This window comes from Mesorhizobium sp. M7A.F.Ce.TU.012.03.2.1 (genome assembly GCF_004006095.1).
Lineage (GTDB): Bacteria > Pseudomonadota > Alphaproteobacteria > Rhizobiales > Rhizobiaceae > Mesorhizobium.
In genome coordinates this window covers 5,410,589-5,425,856 of record NZ_CP034779.1, presented here as the reverse complement: position 1 = coordinate 5,425,856, position 15,268 = coordinate 5,410,589, and the positions used below count along the sequence as shown (strand labels likewise).

At 60.3% G+C, this 15,268-nt stretch carries 17 protein-coding genes; 6 read left to right on the top strand and 11 right to left on the bottom strand.

Going from position 1 to position 15,268, the window contains the following annotated elements; all coding sequences use genetic code 11:
* Positions 1-4: 4 nt before the first annotated feature.
* The gene (locus tag EJ079_RS26895; RefSeq protein WP_127327552.1) at positions 5-793 is read left to right on the top strand and encodes a phosphodiester glycosidase family protein; all 789 of its coding nucleotides are present in this window, start codon (positions 5-7) and stop codon (positions 791-793) included.
* Positions 794-865: 72 nt separating this feature from the next.
* Here EJ079_RS26895 and EJ079_RS34030 read toward each other — a convergent pair whose 3' ends face one another.
* Positions 866-1,141, bottom strand: coding sequence for a hypothetical protein (locus tag EJ079_RS34030; protein WP_245481745.1), 276 nt, complete (start codon positions 1,139-1,141; stop codon positions 866-868).
* Between EJ079_RS34030 and EJ079_RS26890 the strand changes: the two genes are divergently transcribed.
* From EJ079_RS26890 to EJ079_RS26875, 4 genes are all read left to right on the top strand, one after another.
* Entirely contained in the window at positions 1,140-2,039 is a 900-nt protein-coding gene (locus EJ079_RS26890) for a glycoside hydrolase family 25 protein (RefSeq protein ID WP_245481744.1), read from the top strand. The genes EJ079_RS34030 and EJ079_RS26890 overlap by 2 nt on opposite strands.
* A 153-nt stretch (positions 2,040-2,192) precedes the next feature.
* Positions 2,193-2,801, top strand: coding sequence for a class I SAM-dependent methyltransferase (locus EJ079_RS26885; protein WP_127810622.1), 609 nt, complete (start codon positions 2,193-2,195; stop codon positions 2,799-2,801).
* A 118-nt stretch (positions 2,802-2,919) separates the two neighbouring features.
* Positions 2,920-3,885: a DUF3592 domain-containing protein gene (locus EJ079_RS26880; RefSeq protein ID WP_245481743.1), complete on the top strand. Its 966-nt coding sequence runs from the start codon at positions 2,920-2,922 to the stop codon at positions 3,883-3,885.
* A gap of 198 nt (positions 3,886-4,083) precedes the next feature.
* Positions 4,084-4,581: a hypothetical protein gene (locus tag EJ079_RS26875; protein ID WP_245481742.1), complete on the top strand. Its 498-nt coding sequence runs from the start codon at positions 4,084-4,086 to the stop codon at positions 4,579-4,581.
* Between the two features lie 19 nt (positions 4,582-4,600).
* Here EJ079_RS26875 and pqqE read toward each other — a convergent pair whose 3' ends face one another.
* From pqqE to EJ079_RS26830, 8 genes are all read right to left on the bottom strand, one after another.
* Complete coding sequence (pqqE, locus tag EJ079_RS26870) at positions 4,601-5,722, bottom strand: pyrroloquinoline quinone biosynthesis protein PqqE (RefSeq protein ID WP_127810620.1); 1,122 nt, start codon at positions 5,720-5,722, stop codon at positions 4,601-4,603.
* The gene (pqqD, locus tag EJ079_RS26865; RefSeq protein WP_127810619.1) at positions 5,719-6,015 is read right to left on the bottom strand and encodes a pyrroloquinoline quinone biosynthesis peptide chaperone PqqD; all 297 of its coding nucleotides are present in this window, start codon (positions 6,013-6,015) and stop codon (positions 5,719-5,721) included. Before pqqD ends, pqqE begins: the two co-directional genes overlap by 4 nt.
* Positions 6,012-6,770: a pyrroloquinoline-quinone synthase PqqC gene (pqqC, locus tag EJ079_RS26860; RefSeq protein ID WP_127810618.1), complete on the bottom strand. Its 759-nt coding sequence runs from the start codon at positions 6,768-6,770 to the stop codon at positions 6,012-6,014. Before pqqC ends, pqqD begins: the two co-directional genes overlap by 4 nt.
* Positions 6,767-7,705 (bottom strand): pyrroloquinoline quinone biosynthesis protein PqqB, encoded by a 939-nt coding sequence (gene pqqB / locus EJ079_RS26855; protein WP_127810617.1) that lies wholly within the window; start codon positions 7,703-7,705, stop codon positions 6,767-6,769. Before pqqB ends, pqqC begins: the two co-directional genes overlap by 4 nt.
* Positions 7,706-8,119: 414 nt before the next feature.
* Positions 8,120-8,680, bottom strand: coding sequence for a PQQ-dependent catabolism-associated CXXCW motif protein (locus EJ079_RS26845; RefSeq protein ID WP_127267403.1), 561 nt, complete (start codon positions 8,678-8,680; stop codon positions 8,120-8,122).
* Complete coding sequence (locus EJ079_RS26840) at positions 8,677-9,522, bottom strand: quinoprotein dehydrogenase-associated putative ABC transporter substrate-binding protein (protein WP_348629721.1); 846 nt, start codon at positions 9,520-9,522, stop codon at positions 8,677-8,679. The genes EJ079_RS26845 and EJ079_RS26840 overlap by 4 nt, the downstream gene beginning before the upstream one ends.
* Positions 9,523-9,541: 19 nt before the next feature.
* A complete protein-coding gene (locus EJ079_RS26835; protein WP_127327544.1) occupies positions 9,542-10,066 on the bottom strand; it encodes a c-type cytochrome, methanol metabolism-related in 525 nt (174 codons plus the stop codon).
* Positions 10,067-10,242: 176 nt separating this feature from the next.
* Positions 10,243-12,144, bottom strand: coding sequence for a methanol/ethanol family PQQ-dependent dehydrogenase (locus tag EJ079_RS26830; protein ID WP_127321098.1), 1,902 nt, complete (start codon positions 12,142-12,144; stop codon positions 10,243-10,245).
* Between the two features lie 685 nt (positions 12,145-12,829).
* Between EJ079_RS26830 and EJ079_RS26825 the strand changes: the two genes are divergently transcribed.
* The gene (locus EJ079_RS26825; RefSeq protein WP_127810616.1) at positions 12,830-13,183 is read left to right on the top strand and encodes a hypothetical protein; all 354 of its coding nucleotides are present in this window, start codon (positions 12,830-12,832) and stop codon (positions 13,181-13,183) included.
* Positions 13,184-13,307: 124 nt separating this feature from the next.
* Here the strand turns inward: EJ079_RS26825 and EJ079_RS26820 are convergent, their stop codons facing one another.
* Together EJ079_RS26820 and EJ079_RS26815 are read right to left on the bottom strand one after the other, a co-directional pair.
* Complete coding sequence (locus EJ079_RS26820) at positions 13,308-14,171, bottom strand: quinoprotein dehydrogenase-associated SoxYZ-like carrier (protein WP_127810615.1); 864 nt, start codon at positions 14,169-14,171, stop codon at positions 13,308-13,310.
* Positions 14,172-14,288: 117 nt separating this feature from the next.
* Positions 14,289-15,260 (bottom strand): quinoprotein relay system zinc metallohydrolase 2, encoded by a 972-nt coding sequence (locus EJ079_RS26815; RefSeq protein WP_127810614.1) that lies wholly within the window; start codon positions 15,258-15,260, stop codon positions 14,289-14,291.
* Between the last annotated feature and the right edge of the window lie 8 nt (positions 15,261-15,268).

Genomic DNA, 15,268 nt, shown 5'->3' with positions numbered 1-15,268 from the left:
GCGCATGGATTTCCTGACCCTCCTGCAATCATTGCCGTTGCTGCTGGCATTGGCCAAGGGCGCACTGCCGTCGGTGGCGGCATTTGGCATGGGATTTGGCCAGTGGACCGCTTCACTGCCGCCATGCCGGGACTTCACCTTCGAGGCGACCAGCTATCTCGTTTGCGAGGTCGATCCAAAACGATATCAGCTCGAGCTGTTCTGGAAGGATGCGGCGGGCAAGCCGTTTCAGTCGCTGCACAATCTGCATGCCACGCAACAGGCGGCAGGGCGCACCATGCTGTTCGGCATCAATGCCGGTATGTATCACCCGAACCTCGCGCCGGTCGGCCTCTATGTCGAGCGTGGCCAGGAGATGGCCTCGGTGAAAACGGGATCGGGAAGCGGCAATTTTTCCCTGCAGCCGAACGGCATTTTCTACATGCGAAACGGCAAGGCCGCAGTCCGTGCCACCAGGGATTTCGTGAAAAGGCGCCCGACAGTCGACTATGCGACGCAATCGGGGCCGATGCTGGTGATCGACGGCAAGCTGCATCCAAAATTCCAGGCTGACGGCACTTCACGGAAAACCCGCGACGGTGTCGGGGTGCGAAAGGACGGCGTCGCGGTTTTTGCGATTTCGAATGGCTCGGTGACCTTCCATGCCTTCGCCCGTCTGTTCCGCGATGCGCTCGGCTGCGACAACGCGCTGTTCCTCGACGGCACGATATCAAGCTTGTTTGCGCCTGCCATCGGCCGCAAAGACGACTATTGGAATCTCGGGCCGATGATCGGCGTTTTCAAAAAATCCTAGCCGGTTTCCATCGCGCTTGCCCGCACGCGGTATGGGCGAAAAAAACTTGATTCAAACTTTATTGGTAATTTCTCATTCATAACTGATCTGGTTTGTCCGTCGGCTGTCGTTTTGCCCTCGGTCTGTTGTGTTTTGAGTACAGGTCCAGATGCGGATTCCGGGCGTCGTCAGTTTTTTGGTCGCATCGCTATGCCTTGCCGGCTGCTCGTCAACGGCCGGCGTCGATGCGCTGGATTTGCAGAAACCGTCCAACGAGACCACCAGTTCCGTGATCCGGCCGCCGGCACCGATCGCCGCTGCTCCGGCGGCAAGGGGCAACAGGGCGGCAAGGGCCGGATTGGCTCCCATGTCTGACAACGGTCCGGGGGAAAAAACGCGCCCGTTCGGCTTGGCGGAGGAGGAAGAGACGGGGGTGTTTGCCGCGCCCGACGTGCCTGATCCCCAAGTGCCTGATGTCGGCGGGCTGCCGGTCGAGCCGGCAGCCTTGGTGTCGCCGCCCAAGCTGTTGACCCGCGCGGCACCGGCCATGCTGGCCGGGCCGCTCACCCGTTACGGATTTCGCGACGCCAAGCCGATCAATTTCGGCAAGGGTTCGCCTCGCCGCCTTGCAGTGCACGGCGTCGACGTCTCGCGTTGGCAAGGCAACGTCAACTGGGACAAATTGCGGGCCCAGGGCGCCAACTTCGCCTACATCAAGGCGACCGACGGAGGTGACCACCTCGATCCGATGTTCATGAAAAACTGGCGCAGCGCCGACGCCGTCGGCTTGAAGCGCGGCGCCTATCATTTCTTCTACTGGTGCCGCACGGCCGGCGAGCAGGCGGACTGGTTCATCCGCAACGTGCCCAGGGTCGAAGGCGCGCTACCGCCGGTGATCGACGTCGAGTGGAACGGCGAGTCCAGCTGCAAGCGGCGGCCGTCGCGCGAAAAGGTGCTGGAAAAGATGCAGGTGTTCATGGACAAGCTGGAGCGGCATTACGGCCAGCGGCCCATCATCTACACCGCGCCCGATTTCTACCGCGACAATCTCAGAGGCGAATTCCTCGACTATCCGTTCTGGCTGCGTGCCGTGGCCCAGCATCCGTCAAAGGTCTATCCCGGCCGCAAATGGCTGTTCTGGCAGTATTCCGGCTCCGGCCTGTCGCACGGCGTCACCGGCCGCATAGACCTCAATGTCTTCCATGGCGACGAACGGCAATGGCGCGCCTGGGCCGGCGGCCGGCAGACGGTAGCCGACGCCAACTGAGACAGTCGTCAGTCCCGGCGCACTTCGCTCTGCCTGATGTCCGCGGTCTGGGCAACGCGACATCGGGCTGCTCGATGGACACGCTTCCGCCGGCAGCATTGGCTGAGGAAAGTGTCCGGCTCTTTGACCGACATGGACGCATGGGAGGAAAAGATGGGTGTGTCATCGGAGGCTCTGGCACAGAGCCGTCAAACGATCAGCGCTTACGAGGATTATGCGGAACAATATGATGCCATCGTGCGCCATGCTCCCAACGAGAGGGAGCAGGCATCGCTCAAGCGCCTGGTGGCAATCGCCGGTACAGGCGGCCGGATTCTGGAAGTCGGGTCCGGAGCCGGATACGACGCGGATTTTCTGGAGACTTTGGGTGTCAAAGTCCGGCGCACCGACGCGACCAAGCGGTTTCTGGAACTGCAGGCCGCGCGTGGCAAGCATGGCGAGTTGCTCGATCTCATCACCGATGATCTCGGCGGCCCCTACGACGCGGTCCTGGCCCTGTGCGTCCTCATCCATGTGCCTCGCGTTGAGACCGACCAGGTGCTTGCCAAGATAGCCGGGTCGCTGCGCCCGGGCGGCGCCTTCCTCGTCTCGATGCGCAATGGCGACGGCGAGACATCAGGCGAATATCATACGGTCTACTGGTGCAGGGACGACTTCGCGGCCCGTCTCGAAGGCGCCGGGCTCGTCCTCATCAGGGACGATTTCAACGTCGGCCGCGATAGCGAAGAATGGAACACGTTCCTGGCCGTGAAGCCTGCATGACGCGGCGTGGGCTGTTGCCGTTTGCGCTGCTCAGCCTTTTCAGATTTGCGAAAATACAAGACATTGCCGCCGCCATGCTGTCTATGTGCGAGTTCCTGCACTCCTGGGGGGAGACGAGTTGGAACTCAAGATCATGCTTGTCGGCTTTGCGTGCGTGGTCGCGGGCGCGCTGTCGTTCATCACCTTCATGAAATGGCGAGAGGTGAAAGCGCTCAGCCGCTGGCTGCCGACGCCGGGAAAGATCATCTCGTCGCGCGTCGAGGCACGTGAGGTCAGAAACTCGGGCGTTGGTTCGGACAGCACTGACACCACCGAAATGCGCAATTTTCCGGCGATAACCTTCGAATACAAGGTCGGCGGCAAGAAATTTCAAAGCTCGCGCTACAGCGTGAAAGAGAATTTGGGGAATTTCGAAGTCGCTGAAACCCTTGCCCAGTTTCCCCGCGGCGCGGAGGTGACTGTCTTCTACAATCCGGCCGATCCGAGCAAAGCGGTGATCGAGCGCACCCTGCCGGACGGCGCCTTCAAGTTCATGGTCCAACTCTCGGCCGGCCTAGTGTTCGGCGCGGTTGTGCTGGTGTTTTCCGTCGGCGGTGTTCTGGAAGCGATCGGGCCGCATTTGCCCAAGCCGCAGAATCTCGGTGCCGCGGCGTTGCTGCTTTTTATGGGCTTGTTCATCCTGAGCATGGGTTTCGCCCAGAAAGCGTTGGCCGAGCAGGCGGCAAAATGGCCGATCGTGGTTGGCTGCATCGACACTTCAGGTCTGCAGGCGCTCCGAAACCATTCAGGCTATGGCCGCTGGCGCACCGTCTTCAAATCCCGAATCGTCTACTCCTATGGCGTCGCCGGCCAGCGCTACAGCGCCGATCGTGTGGCCTTCGGCGCCACCGTGACTGCCTCGCTGCCGGGCCTCGTCGGCGGCCAGGCACGGCAGTATGTCGAAGGCAGCAAGGTCGACGTGCACTATGACCCCGCCAACCCCGGCTCGGCGGTGCTCGAATGCCGGGTCCGGGGGCTTTGGCTGCTATGGCTCTGCTCGGCAGGCTTTCTCGGTGGCGCGGCCTTTCTGCTCGGGCTGGTTTGAGCGTGCCAGCCGACTTCCCCAATGCCAATCCAGACGGCTCCTCATGGGATGCCTTTACCTAAACAGGATGCAGCGATGAATAGCGCCATGAGATCGATCATCTGGGCCAGCGCCCTGCTTGCATCCGCGACAATGTCCGCGATGGCAGACGAACCGGCACCGTCGCGCCCGCCGATCGACAAATGCGTCTGGGAAAGGTTGTCTGACAAAAATATCGGGCTGGCCGCCTGGGCGCAACGCTGCGACTTCGGCTTCCGCCAGATCCATTTCGAATTCGCCGACAACGCGCTTGCCATCAAATACAGCGATGGCGGCGCGGCCGATCCTCTCGTCGAACTGTTCGACATCATATCAGGTGAAACTGCCGAGGCTGCATTGCGCCGCCTGTTCCTGGAAAAAACCGACAAGACTGTCAGCGCCCGCTGCGTGCTGACGCCTTACACCGAGAGCACAGTACCCGCCGGCGTCAAACGCTACACATTCAGCCCCGACGCCGCCTATGCGAAAGAGCTGAAAGCACTTGCCGATCCCAACGAGATTCCGGAGCCGCCCTGCGGCGTCTGGGGCGAAATGCCTGACGGCGTCCAGTATTTCGAGGTGCCGGCGGATGAGGGGCACAGCCTGCTGTTTGTGCGCATCGGCCAGGACGAGCCATTGTTTGACGAGCAGACGCTTCGCGTTTTGCGGAGGGGGTGAGACGCGCTTTCTCGCCAGGTCAGGCGGATTCGGTCATGGCGCCGATCCGCCGGTAGACGAATGGTTCTTCTCTCGAAGGGGCTGTGGCAATGCGCTTGGCTTCGTCGATCAGCATTGCCATGCGAGCATGGACCGGCGATTTCGCGCAAGCCGGGTCCGTTGCAGCGGCATCGCCGGCGATCGCCATCGCCTGGCAGCGGCAGCCGCCCCAGTCGATCTCGCGCCGCTCACAGCCGCGACAGGGTTCCTGCATCCAGTCCGTGCCGCGAAAGGCATTGAACCCCGGTGAATCGGCCCAGATCGAGGACAGCCTGCGTGGTTCGAAACGCTCGAAGCTGAGCGACGGGATCGTCTGTGCGGCATGGCAGGGCAGTACGGTGCCGTCAGGCGTCACCATGAAGGCGTCCCGCGCCCAGCCGCCCATGCACGGCTTGGGATAGATCGCGAAATAGTCCGGCGTCACAAAATCGATGTTGATGATGCCGGCCAGTCGCTCCTGTGCCTCCGCAACGATCTCCGCCTGCCTGTCGACCGCTTCACGCTCGGGCATCAGTTGGTCGCGATTGGTCAACGCCCAGCCGGCATACTGCACATTGGCGATCTCGAGCCTCTCCGCGCCCAGCGAAAGGGCGAGATCGATGAATTCCGGCACTTCCTCGATGTTATGGCGATGGATCGGTGCGTTGATGGTAAGAGGCAGACCGGCAGCGCGTGCGCGGCGTGCCGTTTCCAGCTTCTTTTCGTGAGCGCCCTTGTGGTTGCCGATGCGATCGGTGGTCGCCGGCCGCGCGCCCTGAAAGCTCAGTTGCAGATGGTCGAGGCCGGCTTCGGCAAATGCCTCGATACGGCCCTCGACGATGCCAACGCCCGCGGTAATCAGATTGGTGTAGACGCCGCGCCCCGCAAGCCCTGCGATCAATTGCTCGAGGTCGCGGCGCAGTGTCGGCTCGCCACCGGACAGATGCACCTGGAGCACTCCCAGATCGGCGGCCTCCGAGAACAGGGCGAGCCAGGTCTCTGTGTCGAGTTCGCGATTGGCCTTCAGCAGTTCCAGCGGATTGGAGCAATAAGGGCATTGCAGCGGGCAGCGATGCGTCAGTTCCGCCAGCATGCCGATTGGAGGGAGGAGGGGCGTGCTCATAGCCTCACCAGCAGCTTGTCCGACCATTCCTGCAGGAAGGCGATGACGTCGGTCGCCACGGCCTCCTGTTCGGCCTCATAATCCGCGGCAAGGCCAGCAATGATATCGCCTGCCGTTGACCGTCCATCGCAGCGGCGCAAAATATCGAGACTGACATCGTTCGGCCAGAATATCTTTTCGGGTGAAAGCACGGCGAATGCCTGCCGCACGGAATCGTACTGTATGCGCACGTGCTTCGGCAGCGAAGGTATCGACTGCAGCGACACCACGGCTCTTTCGCGCAGCGCCATCATAGGGCTGCCTCGGGCTGGAAGGCGCCGGGCGGTATGTTTCCCTGCTCGCCATAGGCGTGTTGAAGCGCATCAAGCATGGCCCAGAGTATATCGCATTTGAACACCAGTGCATCGATTGCCTGCTGCTGGCGCTCCGCCGTATCGGCATGGCTGAGCACGTAGGCGAGGGCGAAGTCGGCGTCACGCGAGGCCTGTTCGGGCCGTTGCCTGAAATAGGCCAGTGTATCCTCGGTGATGTAGTCGTATTTGGCCAGCATTGCCGGCACCCGCTCGCCGATGATGAGTGGCGAGAACATCTCGGTCAGCGAGGACGCGACCGCCTCGAACAACGTCCGGTTTGTGCAAAAGGAAAGGTAAGCGCCCACCGCGAAGCGCGTCGCCGGCAGTGCCAGCCTTTCGCTCTTCACGGCCTCGGCGTCCAGGCCGAGCGAAGTTGCCAGATGCAGCCAGCGCGCGATGCCGCCGCTCCAGCCGTCCTCGCCGTCATGATCCTCGATCCGCTTGCGCCACGCGGCGCGAAACGCTGGATCCTCGGCATGCACGAGGATCATGGCATCCTTGCGGGGGATGACCGCCTGATAGCAATAGCGGTTCAGCGCCCAGGCCTTCATCTCGGCCTTCGACAATGCGCCGCTGGTCATCCTGTGGTGAAAGGGATGGCGATTGTGATAGCGCTCGGCGCCAACCTGCCTCAGCACGGCTTCGAGAGCGTTCGTGGAGAGTCCGCCTTTGGCTGCATCGCGGAAGTCGCTCAAAATTCCACCTCAATACCGTCGCTTGCGATTTCCCAGCCTGCCGCCTTGACCGCCGCGTGCTCGGCGGAGTTCTCGTCAAGGATGGGGTTGGTGTTGTTGATGTGGACGAAGACACGACGGCCGACCTTCACATCGGCCAAGCCGGCGATCGAACCCGATTCTCCCGAGATTGCCAGATGCCCCATGCGCGCGCCGGTTTTCTGACCGACGCCGGCAACGATCATCTCGTCGTCGGTATAGACCGTGCCGTCGAACAGAAGACAGGCGGCATCGGCGAGACGCGCGCGCAAGGCCGCATCGATGCGCGCGCAGCCTGGGATATAGAAGACGGAGCCGCGGCTGCCGATGCCGGCAATTCGGACTCCGATCGTATTACCTGCGTCGGAGCTGAAATTGGCATCCGGATGGTCTCTATCCTCCAGATAGAGTGCTATCTTCCCGGGCACTGGAAAGGGCTCGATCATTACGCCGGTCTCGCGGCCTTCTGCGTCGCAAATGGCCAATTCTTTCGCCGGCGGCAGGATGCGCCGCGGCACAAGCGCTGGATCGAGAACGTTGAAAATCGAATTCGCCTCCAGCGTCGCCAGAACCTGCGCCGTTGCATAGATGGCGAAAGGCTGCCGCTCGCGCAGGCTGAGCAGTCCGGCGATATGATCGACATCGGCGTTGGTCAGCACCACCGCGCGAATAGGCGTCGAGCGCAGCGGCGCATCGCCCGCAGGCTGCAGTTCAGGTGTTGCAGCGATTTGCTGGCGAATGTCGGGCGAGGCATTGAAAAGAACCCAGCCGAACCCGTCCGCCGAGGCGGCGACACTTGACTGGGTTCGTGAATGCACGCCGGCCATGCCGGTGCGAGCCGCACGACTCAGACTGTAGTTGCAGTTCCATTGCGGAAAGCCGCCGCCCGCCGCCGATCCGATGATCCTCAAATGCATGAAAATGCCCGCGCGCCGGCTTCTCTGACCTGCAGGCAATTTGCAGTCACAAAAAACGCTTCGCGCGCTTTGCGTGCGTCAAAATCTTTCACGAAAATCCATGGGGCGAGGGGATGCGCGCCCCTGTCGCCAGGGACGCGCACCTCTGCGGCCTACTTCTTGGGAGTAATTTCAGCAGGCAGATACCGTGAAATTTCGAAGCCAGCGGCAACCTGACACATGGTCGGTTTTTTCCAGTTCTTCTTCATGACATTTCTCCTCTTATACCAGCCCGAAGGGACCGATCCTGTCGTTAGCCAACCATTGCAGGGCACCGACGCAATGGCTCGTCCATCAAGTCTCAAAATGGACAAATGAAACAATAGGTTTTGAAAAGTTGAAAACAAACTATCGAGAATAATTGCAGTCCTTACTTTAATTGTTCGTTGTGTAGGGTTTTTTCTCCTCCAGTGGAAGGTTTGCATCTTCCCACCCATCAGCGCCTAGCGGATACCAGATTACCGAACTGTAGCCCCACTCGACGGCCCGTTTCGCCGCATTCCACGACATCCAGCAATTCGTCATGCAGTAGAACAGAATCGCGCGCGACTTGTCCGTCCCGGCTTTGGCCTCGAGGCCTTGGCGAAAATAGCTGGCGGTCTCCTGCGAAATAGCGCCGTATCCCACATTGGCCAGCCATATGCTGCCGGGGATGTCCTTTCTGACCTTGTCCCTCCATATGGTCCCTGCCGGCAAATTGGTCGGTTTGGGCGTGTCCGGCATCACGTCGAAGAAGATCGCCTTTTTCGCCCGCCACAGCGCTTCCGCTTCCACCGTCGTCACCACCCTCGCGCCTTGCAGCGTCCGCGGCACCGGCGCCCGATAGTCGTCCATCCGGAAACCACTGGGTTCGGCGACATCGCCAGCCCATGTCGGCTCGGTCAGACCCAGAAGGCTCGCGGCGACCAGCAAGAAAATAGTCTCCCTTCCATTCATTGGGTAATCAGGTTGTCGTGTTCGTCGATCAGCGGCACGTTATAGCTCAGCAGGATCCTGGTGATCTCCGCCTGGTTTTCCCTGATCACCCGGTTGAGCGTCCGCTTCCATTCCTGGTCGGACGGACGTACGCCCATGGTAATGCGGTAAGACATGCGCGAGCCGGTTTTTTCCTTCACCAGTGGAACGATCGTCACATCAGCTCCGAGTTCCTTGGCATAGTAACCTGCCATCGGTCCCCACAGCACCGCCGCATCGATCTTGTGTGCCAGCATGTCCTTGATCATGACCTCCCCCATGGATGGGGTGACGCGCGTATCCACCGCAAGCGGATAGATCTTGGCGGTCCGCAGGAGCTTGTTGGCGGCCATGTTGGCGGTTGGCGGCGTGCTTTCAACGACGCCGATCGTCTTGCCCGTGAGTCTGGAATCCTCGATCGTTTCCACGCCTTCCATATCTTTGCTTTTCGGATGCACCAGCACATAGGCGGAGCGATAGTAGGCGTTGGTGTTCTGCACCAGCTCATCGCCCTGGGCATAGCCCATGATGATGTCGCATCGGTTGGCCCCCAACGTATTGCGCACGAAGCCGGTGATCGTGGGAAACCAGGTGTAGGAGACGGACTTGCGCCCGGTTTTCGCGGCAACCAGCTCTGCCAGCTTGTTTTCGAATCCTTCGCCGCTCTTGTCGGTGAAGGGCATATTCGAGGGATCGGCGCAGACGCGCAAGATGTCGGGGTCGACCAGTTCTCCCGCCGCACCAAGGCCGGCGCTTTGCGCATGCGCATTCGACGGCAGCAAGGCGAGCGTGCCGAGGATCGGCAGAACGACGCGCAGCTTCAATGCATCGCGGCCAATCATGTCACCCACCCATGCAGGATGCTTCGGCATCCTTCGCCGCCTGGGCCTTGTCTTCGTGCTTGGGCGGCCGTCCGCGGGGCGCCGCGCCATCTGCGCGCGCGCGCAGGTAGATGTAGAGGTCGTCCATGTAGCAATAGACATTCTTGTTGTCGCCAAAGGCAGGCATGACGTTTTCCTTGCCGCCGCCGACATTCTTGCGGCCCTCGGCGACGATCGAGAGGAACGTGCCGTAATCCATGTTTTTCAGGCTGTTGACCAAAGCCGGCGCATAGCTCGAACCTGTTGCATCCTGTCCGTGGCAGACATGGCAATCGGAGTGATACCGGCGGTAGCCGCTGAACGTGTACCAATCGACGGTTCCGTTTTCGATCTTGTAGGTCGGATTTCCATCCGCATCCAAATACTTGCCGCCTTCTTCCTTCACCGCCTTGGCTTTTTCCATGCTGTCGTCGGCCTGGGCGACGCCTGAGCTTGCCAGAGGCAGCAGAGCCAGGACCAAAGCCGAAATTACAATGCGAACGGACATTCAAACTTCCTTCATTTGCCAATGGACACGGTTTTGCTGGCGCGACCGGCATTGATCGGTGTTTTGGGTGCGTAACCGAATCGAGAGCCCGGCCATGGCTTCCGGATGATCCGGGCTCTCGTTCTTCAAGCCTTTGGTCTCACAAGACCTGAGGCGTTCTCAAGGTTCCCAGCGCATCAATCCGGGAGACCGAAGACGGTGAGCTGACCGCCCAGCGTCGTGTAGTCGGCAAGTGCCGCGTAGCCACCGACGGCACCAAGACCAGCGGTGCCAACGACGGCGGCCTCATCGCCTTGGGCACGGCCCTGATCGACGGCGCCATGCCAGGCAGCGGCGTTATCAGGCGAAAGCAGGCCGCCTGCCAGGCCAATACCTGCCCAACCGCCAACACCCGACAGAACGGCGATGTACTGCTTGCCGCCCTGCTCGTAGGTCGTGATGTTGCCGATGATGCCGGACGGGGTCTTGAACTTGTAGAGTTCCTTGCCGTCCTTATCGACCGCCTTGATGTAGCCTTCGAGCGTGCCGTAGAAGACGACGTCGCCATCCGTGGCCAACGCGCCAGACCACACCGAGAACATCTCGGGCTTCGACCAGACGATCTCACCCTTGGCTGCATCCCAGGCAATGAAGTTGCCCATGCTGCCGTCGCCGCCAGGTGCCGGGTACATCGACACGGTGGCGCCAACATAGGGCTGACCGGCGGTGTAGCTTACCTTGTAAGGCTCATAGTCCATGCAGACATGGTTGGTCGGGACATAGAACAGCCCAGTCTTCGGCGAGTAGGCGGCCGGCTGCTGGTCTTTGGTTCCAAGCGCGGCCGGGCAGATGCCGGTCGAGTTGGTGTCTTCGCCGTTTTGCTGGGTCGAATATTTCGCCACGACCTGCGGGCGGCCATACTGATCGCTCTTTGGGTCCATGTTGACTTCGGTCGCCCAGTTCACAGCCGGATCGTATTTTTTGGCGACGAGAAGTTCGCCGCTGGCGCGATCCATGGTGTAGGCAAAGCCATTGCGATCGAAATGCACCAGCACGTCGTGCTTGGCGCCGTTGACGTCCATGCCATCGACGAGGATCATCTCGTTGATGCCGTCATAGTCCCATTCGTCATGCGGGGTCATCTGGTAGAGCCATTTGGCAACACCCGTGTCCGCATCGCGGGCCATGATCGTCATCGACCAGCGATTGTCGCCGGGGCGTTGTACGGGGTTCCACGTCGAGGGATTGCCGGTGCCATAGTAGACCAGGTTCAGCTTGGGATCATAGGAATACCATCCCCATGTCGTGCCGCCGCCTGTCTTCCACTGCTCGCCTTCCCAGGTGTTCGTGCCGGAGTCCTTGCCCACCGGCTTGCCGAGATGCGTGGTCTTTTCGGGATCGATCAGGGTGTCTGCGTCCGGACCTTCCGAATAGGCTTTCCAGGCGAGTTTGCCATCTTTCAGATTGTAGGCGGCCAGCCAGCCGCGAACGCCGAATTCGGCGCCGGAGACGCCGATGAGCACCTTGTCCTTGACGACGACGGGGGCAGCCGTACCGGATTCGCCTTTGCCGCCATCGGTCTGGTCACCGTTCTTGACCGACCAGACGACCTTGCCGGTCTTCGCGTCGAGGGCGACGACCGTGGTGTCGGCCTGATTGAGAATGATCTTGCCGTCACCATAGGCAACACCGCGATTGACCGTATCGCAACACATGATCGGAATGACGTTGGGATCCTGCTTGGGTTCGTATTTCCAGAGGATCTTCCCGTCATTCTTGAGGTCGAGCGCAAAGACATTGTTCGGGAAAGGCGTGTGGACATACATCACATCGCCGATGATAAGCGGTCCACCCTCGTGGCCTCGCAGCACGCCGGTGGAAAAGGTCCACTTGACCTGCAGGTTCTTCACATTGTCCGCAGTAATCTGGTTGAGTTTGGAATAGCGGGTGTTGGCGTAGTCACCCGTCTGCATTGCCCAGTTCTTCGAATCCGAAGCCAGCTTTGCAAGGTCCTCGTTAGCCGACGCCGTATAGGCCGCGCCGAGCGACAGAAACGCCGCAGTGGTTAGAATATAGGTAGCTTTCGTAAGTACACGCATCCGAATTCCTCCCGAGGTTCATAGTGATGAATCATTTGCTGAGCCCACAAGGGCTTGCCCAAGCGATTCACGGGGGGGAAATATTTCCGGCAGCGTGTCACGACCTAAGCCAGATGTGCAGAGGGCACCGTTACTGCCCACCTCACCTTGGCCTACGAAAGACTGTCGCCGCTCCCTAATGACGGTGACGCCCTTGAAGCCGGAAACAGGGTGAGGCTATGTCATCGCAAAACGCTAGGCAAGCAAAAAAGCCTGGGTGTCTTTTGCACCGCAATATCGTAAATGATGCGGTGCAATATAAGGAAATAACTAGGACGGTATTTGTTATATAAAGTATTTCTACTAGCTAAGTAACGGTTGGCCGCATAAAATTTGATTATTTTTTGAGTTTTACATTTCACCTAAGCAAGGATTTTATTTAGCGGTATTCACTTCGAGGTCCCGACCTAGCCATCTACGTGCTGCATGGGGAATCGATAGTGGGCCAAGCATGAGATGATCGTTGGAGTTGGGGTGTGGAGCGGGCCATCAGGCCGCCATGCGGAACCACGGTCGATGAGTACCGCATTCCTCCTTTGGTCGTATACGGAAGCCATGGGCGCTTGACTGACTCTGCGGCTCGTTGCCAACTGCCACGGTGATCCCGACTTGGCACATCGCGCCCAGGCTAACCGGAGGTTTTCCCATGATCAGATATGTTGGATTTTCGACCTTGCCGCTGCTCCTGGCCGCGCCGCTGGCCTTCGCAAACTCGGCGGGCGCCGCGGGAGATTACCCGACAGCAACGATTGCCGATTACGTGCTCGGCTGCATGCAGACGAACGGCCAGACACGTAAGGCGCTGGAAAGCTGTTCCTGCTCGATCGACGTCATCGCCTCGATCCTTCCGTACGACCACTATGAGAGGGCCGAGACTTTCAAGAGTATGTCTTTGACCACAGGCGAAAACGCTGGGCTGTTTCGCGAAAGCGCACCGGCGAAGGCCGCCCGTACCGAATTGAAGCGCGCGCAGTCGGAAGCCGACGTGCGCTGCTTTTAGAGCCTGCTCCCTCCGCAAGCCGGATGGAGTTCCATCCTTTGCCTGGACATGATCCTCCCGAAATGAGCTTCACTTCGGGGATCGAGCTGGCAAGCATCCGGCATTACGGCGCAAGAGGGATACTTTAGAGACCTGTTGTCTCCAGCGGCCACTGATTGCGGAATGTTTTGCCATCCGTGTCGGTCGCTTCCACCTGGATTTCGCCGTTGCCATGCACGGTGAAATCGAACCGGAAATTGGGGTCTTCCGAAATCGATATTCCACCTTCCATGGAGAGGATCGGCCGGCCGGCTTGCGAGATCGACAGTTTCTGAACAAAATGCGCCGGTATGAAATACTGGGTCAGCGGATCCCGCTGCAGGCCCGAATTGTTAGGATGCCGGATCATCAACTGCAGTTCCTCAGTCTTGGTCATCGTCTCTTTGGGCGGGAACTGGCGCAGCTTCATCTGACCCATCGTCGCGTTGGCCTCGTCCTGGTTCTTGACCGCAGGGGCGGAGCATCCGCCTGATGCCTTGACGAAGGTCTGCATCATATGGAGTTGGCCGCCCTGCGTCTCAGCGATGGCACGCAGATAGGAATAGTCGTTGACGCGCACGCGCGTCGACAGATGCGTCACGCCGGCATCCTTGCCGAACTGGAACGTTGCCGCCACCGGTGCAGGGTTGGCATCGATGATCAAGGTAACGGATTTGATGCCGTCCGGCGCCTTGGCTGGATCGAGATAGATGTCGACGGGCACGATGGCGGCATCCTGCGCCCGCTTCGGCGCTTCGATCCTGACGACGCCGGTATCGACCAGAATTGCCCGATCGCCGAACACGTCGCCCTTCAAATCCTGCCAGATCCTGTCCGAGGACGCGGTTGTTTGCTGTGCGCTGGCGGTTCCCGAGGAGCCGAGCAGCGTACCGATGGCCAAGATGATCGCGACAAAAACGGATGCGAGCAGCAAAGCGAGCTGCCGGCTCGAGTAAGCGTGATTTTGCATTTCGATGCCTCCACCAATGCAAGAGAGGTGGTGCCCAGGCTGGCGTTGAGGATAAGCCTTTGGCGACGTCTTGGCAAATCGCCGTGCCTTACAGTGCTGGACGCATGTCGGCATCGTCTATTCCCATTCGAGTTCGGCAAATGCGGCCGTTGCGTTGCGCTCGTTGTAATCGTCGAACAGGTGCCAATTATCCCGTTCGGTTTCGCCAGCGGTTTTGACTGCTTCGCGCAGCGGCGTTCCGTCGGCGATCGCCTTGCGGATATCGCGCGCCAGAATCTCGAAATAGCGTCGCTCCCCCGCCAGCGCTTGTGGCCAGTCGGCCGTTACAGGACCATGACCTGGAACGACGCGCGCGGCGTCGATCGCGGTGAGCGCATCCATCTGGCGGAGCCATCCAAGCAGTGATCCGTCGAGCGTCGGCAAGGAGCCCATGAACACGAGATCGCCGGCAAAGAGCGTTCTCGTCGCGGTATCGAATACGGTCAGGTCGTTGTCGGTGTGCGCCGCCTTCCATGCCCGCAGTTCGATCATGCGCCCGCCGAGGTCGAGTTGCAGGCGATCGTCGACCAGCATGGTCGGCGGCACGATCTCGATCCCCTCCATCAACGCCTCGCCAAGCTGTTCGCGATAGTTGTGCAGATAGAACGCTCCACGCGCGTCGAGGGCGCGCGGCAGATTGCGATGACCGACGATCGTCGCGCCGATCTCCCGGAATGCCGCATTGCCGAAGATGTGGTCGGGGTGCATGTGGGTGTTGATCAGGAAGCGAACCGGCTTTGCTGTTACCTTTCCGATCGCGGCGAGAAAGGCGTGCGCCTCGATCAGGCTGCCACCGCTGTCGATGACGGCAACCGCATCGGTGCCGATGACGGCGCCCAGATTGCAGATCGCACCGTTGTTGGCGGCGGTCATCAATTCATCCGCGCCCTGGAAGGCGAAGACGCCGTCGGCGATTTGCCTGGTCGAGAACCGCAAGCGGCCGCCTGCGGCCAGAACGGCTCGTCCGAGGCAGCATGGCAGCAAGGCGGCGCTGGCAGCGGTGCAGGTGAAGCCACTCACAAGCCTGCGTCTTAGCCGATCGATCGACATGAAGGTCT

Coding starts and splice junctions, on each gene's coding strand:
- EJ079_RS26895 (WP_127327552.1), top strand. CDS start 5: ATGGATTTCCTGACCCTCCTGCAATCATTGCCGTTGCTGCTGGCATTG.
- EJ079_RS26890 (WP_245481744.1), top strand. CDS start 1,140: ATGTCTGACAACGGTCCGGGGGAAAAAACGCGCCCGTTCGGCTTGGCG.
- EJ079_RS34030 (WP_245481745.1), bottom strand. CDS start 1,141: ATGGGAGCCAATCCGGCCCTTGCCGCCCTGTTGCCCCTTGCCGCCGGA.
- EJ079_RS26885 (WP_127810622.1), top strand. CDS start 2,193: ATGGGTGTGTCATCGGAGGCTCTGGCACAGAGCCGTCAAACGATCAGC.
- pqqE (WP_127810620.1), bottom strand. CDS start 5,722: ATGAGCACGCCCCTCCTCCCTCCAATCGGCATGCTGGCGGAACTGACG.
- pqqD (WP_127810619.1), bottom strand. CDS start 6,015: ATGATGGCGCTGCGCGAAAGAGCCGTGGTGTCGCTGCAGTCGATACCT.
- pqqB (WP_127810617.1), bottom strand. CDS start 7,705: ATGCATTTGAGGATCATCGGATCGGCGGCGGGCGGCGGCTTTCCGCAA.
- EJ079_RS26845 (WP_127267403.1), bottom strand. CDS start 8,680: ATGAATGGAAGGGAGACTATTTTCTTGCTGGTCGCCGCGAGCCTTCTG.
- EJ079_RS26835 (WP_127327544.1), bottom strand. CDS start 10,066: ATGTCCGTTCGCATTGTAATTTCGGCTTTGGTCCTGGCTCTGCTGCCT.
- EJ079_RS26830 (WP_127321098.1), bottom strand. CDS start 12,144: ATGCGTGTACTTACGAAAGCTACCTATATTCTAACCACTGCGGCGTTT.
- EJ079_RS26825 (WP_127810616.1), top strand. CDS start 12,830: ATGATCAGATATGTTGGATTTTCGACCTTGCCGCTGCTCCTGGCCGCG.
- EJ079_RS26820 (WP_127810615.1), bottom strand. CDS start 14,171: ATGCAAAATCACGCTTACTCGAGCCGGCAGCTCGCTTTGCTGCTCGCA.
- EJ079_RS26815 (WP_127810614.1), bottom strand. CDS start 15,260: ATGTCGATCGATCGGCTAAGACGCAGGCTTGTGAGTGGCTTCACCTGC.